We start from the raw sequence: 13,716 nt of genomic DNA on the forward strand, positions 1-13,716 counted from the left end.
TAAACTTTTATCAAGAATATTTGCCGTTGTAAATCGTGAAACACCTTATGTGGATTTTATGAAATATGCAGCTTAAAAATTAGTGATAAATTTTAATGTTTTTATTTGTTTTAATCATAGAATACGAATGATTTTCGATAGAAAATTGTATCGAGAACTATTTTTTAGACTAAAATTTCTATTCTCGATACTAATTTTCCTCCTTATCAGGATTAAAATTCACTCGAATTGACGAAATTTTATCATAATGCACAACGGGTTTAATTAATATTGATGCAATGTGATGATATGATAAAAAAGGAATTTCAGAGTTTAGAAATCCTTTATAATTGTACTGCTGTTTTTTTGTTTTTGAATCCACTTTCTAGCATTTATAAATGCTTCTGCCCAAGGTGAAACTTCATCTTTTCTTCCTTCAGGATAATAAGCCCAATTCCATTGATATATAGACCGCTCAATATGTGGCATGGTAACTAAATGGCGTCCATCTTTTGAGCAAAGCATAGCCGTGTTAAAATCAGATCCATTAGGATTTGCAGGATAACTATCATAACCGTATTTAGCAACTATATGATAGGCTGATTCTTCCATTGGTAGCTTAAATTTTCCTTCACCGTGTGAAATCCAAACTCCCAAAGTGCTTCCTTCAAGGCTTGATAACATTACCGAATTATTTTTCTGGATAGTAACTGAAGTAAAATTACTTTCGTGTTTATGGGAATCATTATGAATCATTTTTCCGTGAATTTTATGTTCAGGATTTATGACTTCTAATTCCATAAATAACTGACAACCATTACAAATTCCAACAGATAAAGTATCTTCTCTTTTGAAAAAATTATCTAAAGCTGTTTTAGCTTTTTCGTTGTATAAAAATGCACCAGCCCAACCTTTGGCAGAACCTAATACATCAGAATTTGAAAATCCGCCAACAGCACCAATAAACTGAATATCTTCTAATGTTTCACGGCCGCTAATTAAATCGGTCATATGCACATCTTTTACATCAAAACCAGCTAAATACATAGCATTAGCCATTTCACGTTCACTATTACTTCCCTTTTCACGAATGATGGCTGCTTTAGGTTTTTTAATTAAGCTTGTTTTGAGCGGAGTTGAAGGGTTCGAAGTGACATTTCCGTCATTGCGAGGAGTATGCGACGAAGTAATCTCATTTTTATAAACAGATTGCTTCACTGCGTTCGCAATGACATTTTTTAATTTTCCCGTAAAATGCTGCGGAAATACAAAGTTTAAAGGTTGATTTTTATAATTTTCAAAGCGATTTTTTGCTTTGTTATTTGCACATTGTTTATCATCTAATAAATACGAAGTTTCAAACCAGCAATCTCTTAATTCAGGAATATTAAAATTGTAGATTTTAGCTTTATTTTTAATAGAGATATTATTACCTTGAATGGCTTTCCCAATTTCAAAATAAGAGATGTTATTTTCTTTTAAAATAGAAGTAATACTTGTATCTGAACTTTGGAAAATAATACCGCTGTTTTCGGAAAATAGCAGTTTTATAATATCCCTTTCATTTAAATCAGAAAGATTTATTTCTAATCCAATTTTTTGTTGTGAAAAACACATTTCTAACAAAGTAGTTATCATTCCACCCGAAGAAATATCATGCCCAGCCAAGATTTTATTTTCTTTAATTAATTGTTGAATAGTATTAAAAACATTCTTAAAAAGTGTTGCACTTTTTATGGTAGGCGTAAAAACACCTAAATTTCCATTGATTTGAGAAAATGAAGATCCACCTAATTTAAAATTTTCATTAGATAAATTAATGTAATATAATTTGTTGTTTTCTTTAAGTTGAATAACGGGTTCAATAACTTTTGAAATTTCATTACAATGTCCTGTTGCAGAAATAATTACAGTTCCAGGAGCAATTACTTCTTCATTGTCATATTTTTGCTTCATTGAAAGCGAATCTTTACCTGTCGGAATATTAATTCCCAGTTCAATTGCAAAATCAGAAACCGCTTTAACGGCTGAGTATAAACGAGCATCTTCTCCTTCATTTTTACAGGGCCACATCCAGTTTGCTGATAAAGAAACAGATGCCAAATTATTTTGTAACGGTGCCCAAATAATATTAGTAAGTGCTTCTGCTATGGCATTTCTACTCCCTGCAATCGGGTCAATCAATGCACTTATAGGAGCGTGTCCAATAGAAGTTGCGATTCCTTCTTTACCATTATAATCTAATGCCATAACGCCACAATTATTTAAGGGCAATTGTAAAGGACCAGCACATTGTTGTTTGGCAACTTTTCCTCCAACGCAGCGGTCAACTTTGTTCGTTAACCAATCTTTACAAGCAACTGCTTCTAATTTTAAAACTTCACGGAGATAATCTTGAATATTTTCTTGTATATAAATAGGTTTGCTGTAATTTCTTTTTACAGTACTATCATTCATAATAGTTTTTGGAGAGCTACCAAACATATCCAATAAATTTAAATCCATTGGTTTTGTATTGTTTTTCTTTGATTCGAAAGTAAATTTTAAGTCGTTTGTAACTTCTCCAACTTCATAAAAAGGAGCACGTTCTCTTGCTGCATTTTTTTGTAACAACTCAATATCCTTTTCATGAATTACTAAACCCATTCTTTCTTGAGATTCATTTCCAATAATCTCTTTAGCAGAAAGGGTTGGGTCGCCAATAGGCAATTTATCAATTTCTATAATTCCGCCAGTTTCTTCAACTAATTCTGATAAACAATTTAAATGTCCACCAGCACCGTGATCGTGAATTGACACAATTGGATTTTGTTCATTTTCAACCATTCCTCTTATGGCATTTGCAACTCTTTTTTGCATTTCAGGGTTTGAACGTTGAACTGCATTTAATTCAATTCCACTTGAAAATTTACCAGTATCAGCTGAGGAAACTGCAGCACCCCCCATACCAATTCGGTAGTTATCACCACCTAAAATAATAATTTTGTCACCTTTAGCAGGTTTATCTTTCAAAGCTTGTTCAGCTTTTGCGTAACCAATTCCACCTGCTTGCATAATTACTTTATCAAAACCTAATTTGCGAGTATTTTCTTGATATTCAAAAGTCAATACAGAACCAGAAATAAGTGGTTGTCCAAATTTATTTCCAAAATCAGAAGCACCATTTGAAGCTTTAATTAAAATATCAATTGGAGTTTGATACAACCATTTGCGTTCGTGCATATATTTTTCCCAAGGTCTATCTTTTGATAATCTAGAATAGGAAGTCATATACACAGCTGTACCAGCTAAAGGCAAAGACCCTTTTCCGCCCGCCAAACGATCTCTAATTTCACCTCCAGCTCCAGTGGCAGCACCATTAAATGGTTCAACAGTGGTAGGGAAATTATGAGTTTCTGCTTTTAAAGAAATGACAGAATTAAAATTTTTCATTTCGTAAAAATCAGGTTTATCTGCCGATTTTGGTGCGAATTGCTCAACGGTTGGTCCTTTAATAAAAGCGACATTATCTTTATAAGCTGAAACAATTCCGTTGGAATTTAATTCTGAAGTTTTTCGAATTAGTTTGAATAATGAAGAAGGCATTTTTTTGCCATCAATAATAAAAGTTCCATTAAAAATTTTATGGCGACAGTGTTCTGAGTTTACCTGAGAAAATCCAAATATTTCAGAATCTGTTAATTTTCGATTAATTTTGGCACTTAGTTTATTTAAATATTCAACTTCATCATTATTTAGTGATAATCCTTCTTGTTTGTTATAAGCAGCAATATCATCAATTTCTAAAATAGGTTCAGGTGTTAAATCAATGGTAAAAACATCTTGATTTAATCCACTGTATTTTTGAAAAATCATTGAATCAAAATCTTCTTCTTTATTTGAAGCTATAAATTCTTCAATTCTTATGATTTTATCAATTCCCATATTTTGGGTAATTTCAACAGCGTTTGTACTCCAAGGAGTAATCATTGTAATTTTTGGACCAATAAAAAAAGCATAAATAGATGCCTCATTTAATATATTTTGATTGCCAAATAGCCAAGTTAATTTTTGTATTGTTTCTTGCGAAAGTTCTTTTGACGTTTGTACAGCATAAATTTTACTGGTTGCGTTTCCAAAGAAATGAATCATAGATTGATTTGTTTAATTTTTTGTTTTATGTAGCAAATTTAACCAAATTATTAGAAACACTAGTCTTGGGTTTTATTTAGTTAAACTAGTTATTAATACAGTTTTTAACAATTTTGTTGAATAAATTGTTATTTATTTAACAAAAAATAAAAAATTGTTAATATTGTTCCATGTGGAGTTTATTAATTTAAATAGTTTAATACCTTTGGCGTAGTAAATAAAGAAACATGAATTTTATTCAATTACATCATCGTCATCATTTTCAAACCGGCACTCAGGCACGATGATACTATATTGAATAAAATAAAAATATAATTATAACCCGTTTGAGTAAATCAGACGGGTTTTTTTATACTCAAAGATTTACTTGAACACATTAAGATAAGAAATGAATAAAATTAAAATTGCAGTTCAAAAATCAGGAAGGTTAAATGAAGATTCACTTAAGTTGCTAAAAGATTGTGGAATTTCAATTGACAACGGTAAAGATCAGCTTAAGGCTTCTGCAAGTAATTTTCCTTTAGAAGTCCTTTATTTGCGAAATGGAGATATTCCTCAATATTTAAGAGATGGTGTAGTTGATGTAGCCATTATTGGTGAAAATGTTTTAATTGAAAAAGGTGAAGATATTGGTATATTAGAACCTTTAGGTTTTTCTAAATGTAGGGTTTCCATTGCAATTCCTAAAGAAAATGAATACAATTCTATACAAGATTTAAATGGAAAGCGTATTGCAACTTCCTATCCAAATACGGTTATCAAGTATTTCAAAAAATTTAATGTTAAACCTGAAATCCATATCATTAATGGTTCAGTTGAAATAGCTCCAAACATTGGTTTGGCTGATGCAATTTGCGACATTGTTTCTAGCGGAAGTACCTTGTTTAAAAATAATTTAAAAGAGGTTGAAAAAATGCTAGTTAGTGAAGCGGTTTTAGCAGTTTCTCCTTTAATATCAAAAGAAAAACAGATTGTTTTAGATAAACTTCAATTTAGAATTCAAGCCGTTTTAAAAGGTAGAAAATCAAAATATGTACTAATGAATGCACCTAATGATAAAATTTCAGCAATAATAAAATTATTACCAGGAATGCGAAGTCCTACGGTTTTACCTTTAGCTGAAGAAGGATGGAGTTCTATTCACACAGTTATTGAAAAAAATTCTTTTTGGGAAGTAATAGATGATTTAAAAGCAAATGGAGCAGAAGGATTGTTAGTAATTCCTATTGAAAAAATGGTATTGTAAAGCTCCTTAATCCCCAGAGAGAATTATTATAAAAGTTTAAAGTTTAAAATTTAAAAGTTTAATGTTGAATAATTTGGAATAAGCATATAACAAAGGTGTCATCCTGAACCCGCCTGTCCGGCAGGCAGGCTTGTTTCAGGATCTCATCTTAACAAAAATTACAATAATTATTTTTTAGTTCAACTAAATAATGCAAAAATGAAAAAAATAATAAATCCACAAAAAGATAATTGGTCAATTTTACTGCAAAGACCTACACAATCAATTGAAGCAATTGAAGATACTGTTACTTCTATTTTTGGAGATATCAAAAGTAATGGTGATGAAGCAGTAAAAAGATATACGTCTATTTTTGATGGAGTTCTATTAAATGATTTTTATGTTTCAGAAAAGGAATTAAAAACAGTTGATACATTAATTTCAGGAGATTTAAAAGAAGCAATTAAAAATGCAAAACAAAACATTGAAAAATTTCATAGTGCTCAAAAAACTAAAAAAGTTGTAACAGAAACAACTATAGGTGTTCAATGCTGGCAAGAAAAAAGACCAATTCAAAAAGTTGCACTATATATTCCTGGAGGAACGGCTCCATTGTTCTCAACAGTTTTAATGCTGGCAATTCCAGCTCAAATTGCAGGATGTAAAGAAATTATTTTGGCAACTCCTCCAAATAAAAAAGGGACTATAAATCCGGCTATTATTTATGCAGCAAAACAATGTGGAATAACTGAAATTATTAAAATTGGTGGAATTCAAGCCATTGCTGCACTTACTTTTGGAACGGAATCAATTCCACAAGTTTATAAAATTTTTGGACCTGGAAATCAATATGTTACTGCTGCAAAACAATTAGCAACTAAATTTGGAGTTGCTATTGATATGCCGGCAGGACCAAGTGAATTATTAATTGTTGCGGATGATACCGCCAATCCAAGTTTTGTAGCATCAGACTTGTTAAGTCAGGCAGAACACGGTGTTGACAGTCAGGTGATTTTAGTATCAACATCAAAAAAAATGATTACTGAAGTTTCAATTGAAATTGAAAGTCAAATTCAACAATTATCAAGAAAAAAAATTGCGGAGAAAGCTATTGAAAACTCAAAATTGATTTATGTTGAAACTAAAGAGATTGCCTTAGAATTAATAAATGAATATGGACCTGAACACTTTATAATTTGTACCAATAATAATGATTTTTATGTAAATGGAATTGAAAATGCCGGCTCGGTATTTATTGGGAATTACACCCCAGAAAGTGCAGGTGATTATGCTTCAGGTACAAATCATACCTTACCAACAAATGGTTATTCAAAGGCGTATTCAGGAGTTAATTTAGATTCGTTTTTAAAAGCTATTACATTTCAAAAAATATCAAAAAAAGGGATTCAAAATATAGGAAATACCATTGAATTAATGGCAGAAGCAGAAGGTTTAGATGCACATAAAAATGCAGTAACGTTGCGTTTAAATAGTTTAAAATAATGGTCATTATGAGCCAGCCTGTCGGCAGACAGGGAGTGGTAACAACGTGGTAATCTCTAAAATTGAATTAGATTGCCACAGCAAATGAAGAATTTGCTTCGCAATGACAAATAACAATTAATATGAATATTCAAGAACTAACACGAGAAAATATTAAATTCTTAAAGCCTTATTCTTCAGCAAGAAATGAATTTAAAGATTTTGATGCTGAAATGATTTTTCTAGATGCCAATGAAAATCCGTTTGAAAATGGGGTAAATCGGTATCCTGATCCTTATCAAAGAAAGGTAAAACAAGAACTTTCTAAAATCAAAAAAAATGATGTTGATCAAATTTTATTAGGGAATGGAAGTGATGAAGTTTTGGATTTAATTTTCAGAGCATTTTGTGAGCCAGCAGTAGATAATATTATTACGTTACCGCCAACGTATGGAATGTATAAAGTGTTGGCAGAAATTAATAATATTACTGTAAAAGAAATTTTATTGACAGATAAATTTCAACCGAATGTACAAGAGATTTTAAATGCTGCAGATGCTAATTCAAAATTATTGTTTTTGTGTTCGCCAAACAATCCTACAGGTAATTTATTCAGATTTGAAAATGTTGAAACACTTCTTAAATATTTTAAAGGAATCATCATATTAGATGAGGCTTATATTGATTTTACTTCCCAAAAAAGTTGGTTACAACGATTAGATGAATTTCCAAACTTAATTATAACGCAAACCTTATCAAAAGCTTACGGTATGGCAGGAATTAGATTGGGAATTTGTTATGCTTCAAAAGAAATTATTACGGTTTTAAATAAAATTAAGCCTCCTTATAATGTGAATAAATTAACACAGAAAAAAGCATTGAAAAGAGTTTTGAATCAACAAAAAGTACAAAAAGAAATTGGTAAAATTCTAGCACAACGAGAGAAATTAATAAAGAAATTAAAATCAATTTCATTTATTGAAAAAGTGTATCCAACAGATGCTAATTTTGTATTAATTAAAGTTGATAATGCTAATAATAGATATCAGCAATTAATAAAAAAAGGAATTGTAGTGAGAAACAGAACCACGCAACCTTTATGTGAAAATACATTGCGGTTAACGGTTGGAACAAAAAGTGAAAACAAGAAATTAATAAACGTATTAAACGAAATTGAATGATGAAAAAAGTATTGTTTATAGATAGAGATGGCACGTTGATTAAAGAACCTGCCGATGAACAAATTGATGCATTTGATAAGTTAGTTTTTTATCCAAAAGTTTTTACATATTTAGGCAAAATAGCGAAAGAATTAGATTTTGAATTGGTGATGATTACCAATCAGGATGGTTTAGGAACTGAAATTTATCCTGAAAACACTTTTTGGTCTGTTCATAATTTTATATTACGAACCTTTAAAAATGAAGGTGTAAAATTCTCTAAAGTTTATATTGATAAAACTTTTGCTAAAGATAATGCACCAACAAGAAAACCAAATACAGGTTTACTCAAAATTTATTTTTCTGATGATTATGATTTGGAAAATTCATTTGTAATTGGCGATAGGTTGACAGATATTCAATTGGCTAAAAATCTAAATTCAAAAGGAATATTTATCAATGATAATTCTTATTTAGGCTCCAATGAAATTTCGGTAAAAAAAGAAGAATTAAGTAATTTTATTCAGTTAGAAACTACTGATTGGGAAAAAATTTATGAATTTTTAAAATTAGAACAAAGAACAGCACAACTTACTCGAAATACAAATGAAACACAAATTTATATTAAACTGAATTTAGATGGAACAGGTAAAAGTGATATTTCTACAGGAATTGCCTTTTTTGATCATATGTTAGACCAAATTGCACGTCACGGAAATATGGATGTAACTATACAGGTAAAAGGTGATTTGGAAGTTGATGAGCATCATACTATTGAAGATACTATGATTGCTTTAGGTGAAGTTTTTGCTAAAGCATTAGGGAATAAGTTGGGTATAGAGCGTTACGGTTTTTGCTTACCAATGGATGATTGTTTAGCACAGGTTGCAATAGATTTTGGAGGTAGAAACTGGTTGGTATGGGATGCCGATTTTAAACGCGAAAAAATTGGAGAAATGCCAACAGAAATGTTTTACCATTTGTTTAAATCGTTCACGGATGGAGCTAAATGCAATTTAAATATTAAAGCAGAAGGTGTAAATGAACATCACAAAATTGAAGCTATTTTTAAAGCATTTGCAAAAGCAATTAAAGCAGCTGTAAAAAGAGATACCGGAAAAATGATTTTACCTAGTACTAAAGGAATGCTATAAAATAACTGACAATTATTAATTGTTTTGTCATTGCGAAGGAGGAACGACTGTGGCAATCTCATAATAAGAATAAAAATAAATGAAAATAGTAATCATAAATTACGGTGCAGGAAATATACAGTCTATTAAATTTGCGATTAAAAGGTTGGGCTATGATTCAATTTTATCAGATGATGCAGAAGAAATAAAATCGGCAAATAAAATTATTTTTCCAGGAGTTGGAGAGGCAAGTAACGCTATGGGAAAATTGATTTCAACAGGATTGGATAAAGTTATTCCAACTTTGACACAACCAGTTTTAGGAATTTGCTTAGGAATGCAGTTAATGTGCAATCATTGTGAAGAAGGAAACACCCAAGGTCTAGGTATTTTTAATTATGATGTTGTTAAATTTGATGCATCTCAAAAAGTTCCACAAATTGGTTGGAATCAAATTGAAAATTTAAAATCGAAATTATTTAGTGGAATTGATGAAAAAGAATTTATGTATTTGGTACATAGTTTTTATGTTCCATTAAATAAAGAAACTATTGCAACTACTGAATATGGAGTTAAATATGCTTCAGCAATGCAAAAAGATAATTTTTATGGAGTGCAATTTCACCCTGAAAAAAGTAGTACGGCAGGAGCACAAATTTTAAAGAATTTTTTGGAGTTGTGAAAGTAACCGTCATTACGAGAAGCGGTAGCGACGAAGTAATCTTATTCTATGAAGGAGATTGCCACAGCAAATGAAAATGACAAAAGATTTTAAAATTTATCATTACAAGGAGTGATAACGACGTGGTAATCTCTTCATTCAACGTGAGATTGCCACAGCAAATGAAAAATTTGCTTCGCAATGACAAAATAATAGATAACAATTAAACAATACAAATGAGAATAATACCCGCAATAGATATCATCAATGGGAAATGTGTACGCCTTTCAAAAGGAGATTATAGTACTCAAAAGATATACAACGAAAATCCGTTGGAAGCAGCAAAAATGTTTGAAGATCACGGAGTTAAATATTTACATTTGGTAGATTTAGATGGGGCAAAAGCAAGCCATATTGTAAATTACAAAGTTTTAGAAACCATTGCTTCAAAAACCAATTTAAGTATTGACTTTGGAGGTGGTTTAAAATCGGATGAAGATTTAAAAATAGCTTTCGAATCGGGTGCAAATCAAATTACAGGAGGAAGTATTGCTGTTAAAAATCCTTTAATTTTTAAGAAATGGATACAGGAGTATGGTTCAGAAAAAATTATTTTGGGAGCCGATGCAACAAATGAAAAAGTTGCTATTGGCGGTTGGTTAGAAGAATCAGATAAAGAATTACTTCCTTTTATACAAAATTATGTAAATAAGGGTGTTAGTTATGTTATTTGTACTGATATTTCTAAAGATGGCATGTTAGAAGGACCTTCATTTGAGTTGTATCAAAAGATTTTAAATAAAATATCTGATGTGAAGTTGATAGCTTCTGGAGGAATTTCAACGTTTAGTGAATTACCAAAATTGGCAGCAATGGGTTGTGAAGGAACTATTATTGGTAAAGCCATTTATGAAAATAGGATTAGTATGAAACAATTGGAAAAATTTATATTAAATAAGTAACGTCATTACGAGGAGAGAAACGACGTGGTAATCTGTTGAATATATTGAGATTGCTTCATTTCATTCGCAATGACGAATAAAAGAAACTATGTTAACAAAAAGAATAATACCTTGTTTAGATATTAAAAATGGCAGAACTGTTAAAGGTGTAAATTTCACTAATTTACGCGATGCAGGAGACCCCGTTGAACTTGCTGAAATTTATGCAAACAACGGTGCTGATGAGCTGGTATTTTTAGATATTACTGCAACGGAACAACGTAGAAAAACATTGTCAGAATTAGTGATGCATGTGGCAGAAAAGATAAATATTCCATTTACGGTAGGAGGTGGAATTTCATCGGTTGAAGATGTTGAAATATTATTAAATTCAGGTGCTGATAAGGTTTCTATAAACTCATCTGCAGTAAAAAACCCACAATTAATAAATGAGTTGGCTGCAAAATTTGGAAGTCAGTGTATTGTTGTAGCCATTGATGCAAAACAGGTTGAAGGCGAATGGATGGTGCATTTGGTTGGAGGTAAAGTTCCTACGGAAATTAAATTATTTGATTGGGCTAAAGAAGTAGAAAATAGAGGTGCTGGTGAAATATTATTCACTTCCATGGATCACGATGGTACTAAAAACGGATTTGCAAATAATGCATTAGCACATTTAAGTAGTTTGGTTAATATTCCAATAATTGCGTCAGGTGGAGCAGGAAATATACAACATTTTACAGATGTATTTATTGAAGGAAAAGCAGATGCTGCTTTGGCAGCTAGCGTTTTTCATTTTAAAGAAATAGAAATAATAGATTTAAAGAAAGAATTAAAAAATAATAATATACCAGTTCGATTGTAATGTCATTCCTGTGAAAACAGGAATCTAAACAATGTTAATAATGGATTCCTGCCTACGCAGGAATGACAAGAGATAATAAAATACAAGAAAAAATTATGAATATAAATTTTAATAAAAATAATGATGATTTAGTGCCAGCAATAATTCAAGATGCAACTACTAAAAATGTATTAATGTTGGGTTACATGAATGTTGAAGCCTATTCAAAAACAGTTAAAACTAATAAAGTAACATTTTATAGTAGAACAAAAAATAGATTGTGGACAAAGGGTGAAGAAAGTGGTAACTTTTTAAATTTAGTTTCAATTAAAAACGATTGTGATAAGGATACTTTGTTAATTGAAGTGAATCCAGTTGGACCAACATGCCATAAAGGAACGGATACTTGTTGGGGAGAAACCAATAACCAATCTTACGGATTTTTATCTGAGTTGGAAAATGTGATTCAAAGTAGAAGAGAAATTGCTGATTCAGAAAAAAGCTATGTAGCTTCATTATTTGCAAAAGGAATTAATAAAATAGCTCAAAAAGTAGGAGAAGAAGCTGTAGAAGTTGTAATTGAAGCTAAAGATAATGACGATAATTTATTTTTAAATGAAAGTGCAGATTTGCTGTTTCATTATTTAATTTTACTACAAGCAAAAGGTTTCACATTAAAAGATGTCGTGAAAATTTTAGAGGGAAGACATTCTTAATTTTTTTGTACATTTCAAAATAAATTTTATCATATGACTACAATTTCAAAATCAGCTTTTAATTTTCTAAGTCAATTAAAGGAAAATAATAATCGAGATTGGTTTAACACACATAAAAAGGAATTTCAACTTGAACAAGATAAAATAAAATTGTTTTATACAGCCTTAAAGGAAGCGTTAAACACACATGACGAAATAGAAAAATTAAAGGTATTTAGAATTTACAGAGATATTCGTTTTTCAAAAGATAAAACACCTTATAAAACTTATTTTTCTGGTCATTTTGTACGAGCATCAAAAAGAAAAAGAGGAGGCTATTATTTGCAAATAAGTCCGGGAGAAACTTTTTTGGCAGGTGGATTTTGGTCTCCTAATAAAGAAGATTTACTTCGTATTAGAAAGGAATTTGAAATGGATACTACTGAAATTAGAGCTATTATTAACGATAAAAAGTTTGTTCAAAATTTTGGTGAAATCCAAGGCAATTCGTTAAAAACTGCTCCAAGAGGTTTTGATAAAAATCATCCCAATGTAGATTTAATTAGAATGAAACAATATATTGTAACTCGTTATTTTACAGATGATGAAGTATTATCACCTAACTTTTTAGATGAAGTAAATAAAACCTTTAAAGTAATGCGTCCTTACTTTAATTATATGAGTGAAATTTTAACTACCGATTTAAATGGAGTTTCACTAATTGAATAAAAAAAAGCTGTCTAAAAAGTCTTGAAAACCGTCATTCTGAACTTGTTTCAGAATCTTACATTATTGATAACTAATGATTATAAGAACCTGAAACAAGTTTAGGTTGACGAATGTTACTTTTTAGACAGCTTCTTTTTTTTATCTACTGAATTATTATTCTTTTACTTGAATATTCTTTAGTATTAAATACTTTTAAAATATATATTCCAGAAGGAATATTTTTTAATTGTATCTTATTTTGAACTTTTTTCGGGTTTTTAATATCTATTATTAATTGTCCTAAAGTATTATATAATTGTACACCTTTTAGCTCCGTATTATTTTTTACAGAAATAGTTAAGTCATTATTTGTACTAGGATTTGGATATACATTAAACAAGTCTGAAACATAATTATTTGTTGCTAGCGTAGAAGAGTAACAAGTCCAACTAATATCATCTATAACAACTTGTTTTTCTGTAATATTTCTAATTTCAATAATTACATTTCCTGTAAGATTAATTTCTGTTACAGAAAAAGTTTGTGTACTTGTATTATCCCATTGAATAGAAGTTCCTTTTGAAACACCGTTTATATAAAGTTCTACTTGTCTATTTCCAACACCAGTAAACCAGGGCAAACTCACACTTTTTCTTTGATAAAAGCTAGATAATCAGTTGATTTATAGTTGTCAAAGTTATTAATTATTTGTATATTATACTGATAATCAATAATTTACATCAATGACATCAAGTAG

General features: G+C 30.1%; 11 protein-coding genes. 9 read left to right on the forward strand and 2 right to left on the reverse strand.

All coding sequences use genetic code 11. The features are described from left to right. Positions 1-312: 312 nt before the first annotated feature. Positions 313-4,110, reverse strand: a complete 3,798-nt coding sequence (purL, locus tag L3J60_RS12015; RefSeq protein ID WP_291975796.1) for a phosphoribosylformylglycinamidine synthase — start codon at positions 4,108-4,110, stop codon at positions 313-315. A gap of 388 nt (positions 4,111-4,498) precedes the next feature. Between purL and hisG the strand changes: the two genes are divergently transcribed. The 9 genes from hisG (at position 4,499) to L3J60_RS12060 (ending at position 12,980) form a co-directional block, all read left to right on the forward strand. After that, on the forward strand, positions 4,499-5,356 hold the full coding sequence (hisG, locus tag L3J60_RS12020; RefSeq protein ID WP_291975797.1) for an ATP phosphoribosyltransferase: 858 nt from the start codon (positions 4,499-4,501) through the stop codon (positions 5,354-5,356). Positions 5,357-5,554: 198 nt separating this feature from the next. After that, a complete protein-coding gene (hisD, locus tag L3J60_RS12025) occupies positions 5,555-6,838 on the forward strand; it encodes a histidinol dehydrogenase (RefSeq protein ID WP_291975798.1) in 1,284 nt (427 codons plus the stop codon). Positions 6,839-6,960: 122 nt separating this feature from the next. Next, positions 6,961-7,998 carry a histidinol-phosphate transaminase gene (hisC, locus tag L3J60_RS12030; RefSeq protein WP_291975799.1) on the forward strand — a complete coding sequence of 346 codons (1,038 nt, stop codon included), beginning with the start codon at positions 6,961-6,963 and terminating at the stop codon, positions 7,996-7,998. Next, positions 7,998-9,131, forward strand: coding sequence for a bifunctional histidinol-phosphatase/imidazoleglycerol-phosphate dehydratase HisB (gene hisB / locus L3J60_RS12035; RefSeq protein ID WP_291975807.1), 1,134 nt, complete (start codon positions 7,998-8,000; stop codon positions 9,129-9,131). Before hisC ends, hisB begins: the two co-directional genes overlap by 1 nt. Positions 9,132-9,210: 79 nt before the next feature. Beyond that, positions 9,211-9,792: an imidazole glycerol phosphate synthase subunit HisH gene (gene hisH / locus L3J60_RS12040; RefSeq protein ID WP_291975801.1), complete on the forward strand. Its 582-nt coding sequence runs from the start codon at positions 9,211-9,213 to the stop codon at positions 9,790-9,792. Positions 9,793-10,007: 215 nt separating this feature from the next. After that, positions 10,008-10,733, forward strand: a complete 726-nt coding sequence (gene hisA / locus L3J60_RS12045; protein ID WP_291975802.1) for a 1-(5-phosphoribosyl)-5-[(5-phosphoribosylamino)methylideneamino]imidazole-4-carboxamide isomerase — start codon at positions 10,008-10,010, stop codon at positions 10,731-10,733. A gap of 88 nt (positions 10,734-10,821) precedes the next feature. Further along, positions 10,822-11,577 (forward strand): imidazole glycerol phosphate synthase subunit HisF, encoded by a 756-nt coding sequence (hisF, locus tag L3J60_RS12050; RefSeq protein ID WP_291975803.1) that lies wholly within the window; start codon positions 10,822-10,824, stop codon positions 11,575-11,577. A gap of 62 nt (positions 11,578-11,639) precedes the next feature. After that, positions 11,640-12,272 (forward strand): bifunctional phosphoribosyl-AMP cyclohydrolase/phosphoribosyl-ATP diphosphatase HisIE, encoded by a 633-nt coding sequence (gene hisIE, locus L3J60_RS12055; RefSeq protein ID WP_291975804.1) that lies wholly within the window; start codon positions 11,640-11,642, stop codon positions 12,270-12,272. A gap of 33 nt (positions 12,273-12,305) precedes the next feature. After that, positions 12,306-12,980, forward strand: coding sequence for a DUF2461 domain-containing protein (locus L3J60_RS12060; protein WP_291975805.1), 675 nt, complete (start codon positions 12,306-12,308; stop codon positions 12,978-12,980). Positions 12,981-13,122: 142 nt separating this feature from the next. Here L3J60_RS12060 and L3J60_RS12065 read toward each other — a convergent pair whose 3' ends face one another. Continuing rightward, positions 13,123-13,599: a T9SS type A sorting domain-containing protein gene (locus L3J60_RS12065; protein ID WP_291975806.1), complete on the reverse strand. Its 477-nt coding sequence runs from the start codon at positions 13,597-13,599 to the stop codon at positions 13,123-13,125. Positions 13,600-13,716: the final 117 nt, after the last annotated feature.

The organism is Lutibacter sp. (assembly GCF_021647475.1).
Taxonomy (GTDB): domain Bacteria; phylum Bacteroidota; class Bacteroidia; order Flavobacteriales; family Flavobacteriaceae; genus Lutibacter.

Coding starts and splice junctions, on each gene's coding strand:
- purL (WP_291975796.1), bottom strand. CDS start 4,110: ATGATTCATTTCTTTGGAAACGCAACCAGTAAAATTTATGCTGTACAA.
- hisG (WP_291975797.1), top strand. CDS start 4,499: ATGAATAAAATTAAAATTGCAGTTCAAAAATCAGGAAGGTTAAATGAA.
- hisD (WP_291975798.1), top strand. CDS start 5,555: ATGAAAAAAATAATAAATCCACAAAAAGATAATTGGTCAATTTTACTG.
- hisC (WP_291975799.1), top strand. CDS start 6,961: ATGAATATTCAAGAACTAACACGAGAAAATATTAAATTCTTAAAGCCT.
- hisB (WP_291975807.1), top strand. CDS start 7,998: ATGAAAAAAGTATTGTTTATAGATAGAGATGGCACGTTGATTAAAGAA.
- hisH (WP_291975801.1), top strand. CDS start 9,211: ATGAAAATAGTAATCATAAATTACGGTGCAGGAAATATACAGTCTATT.
- hisA (WP_291975802.1), top strand. CDS start 10,008: ATGAGAATAATACCCGCAATAGATATCATCAATGGGAAATGTGTACGC.
- hisF (WP_291975803.1), top strand. CDS start 10,822: ATGTTAACAAAAAGAATAATACCTTGTTTAGATATTAAAAATGGCAGA.
- hisIE (WP_291975804.1), top strand. CDS start 11,640: ATGACAAGAGATAATAAAATACAAGAAAAAATTATGAATATAAATTTT.
- L3J60_RS12060 (WP_291975805.1), top strand. CDS start 12,306: ATGACTACAATTTCAAAATCAGCTTTTAATTTTCTAAGTCAATTAAAG.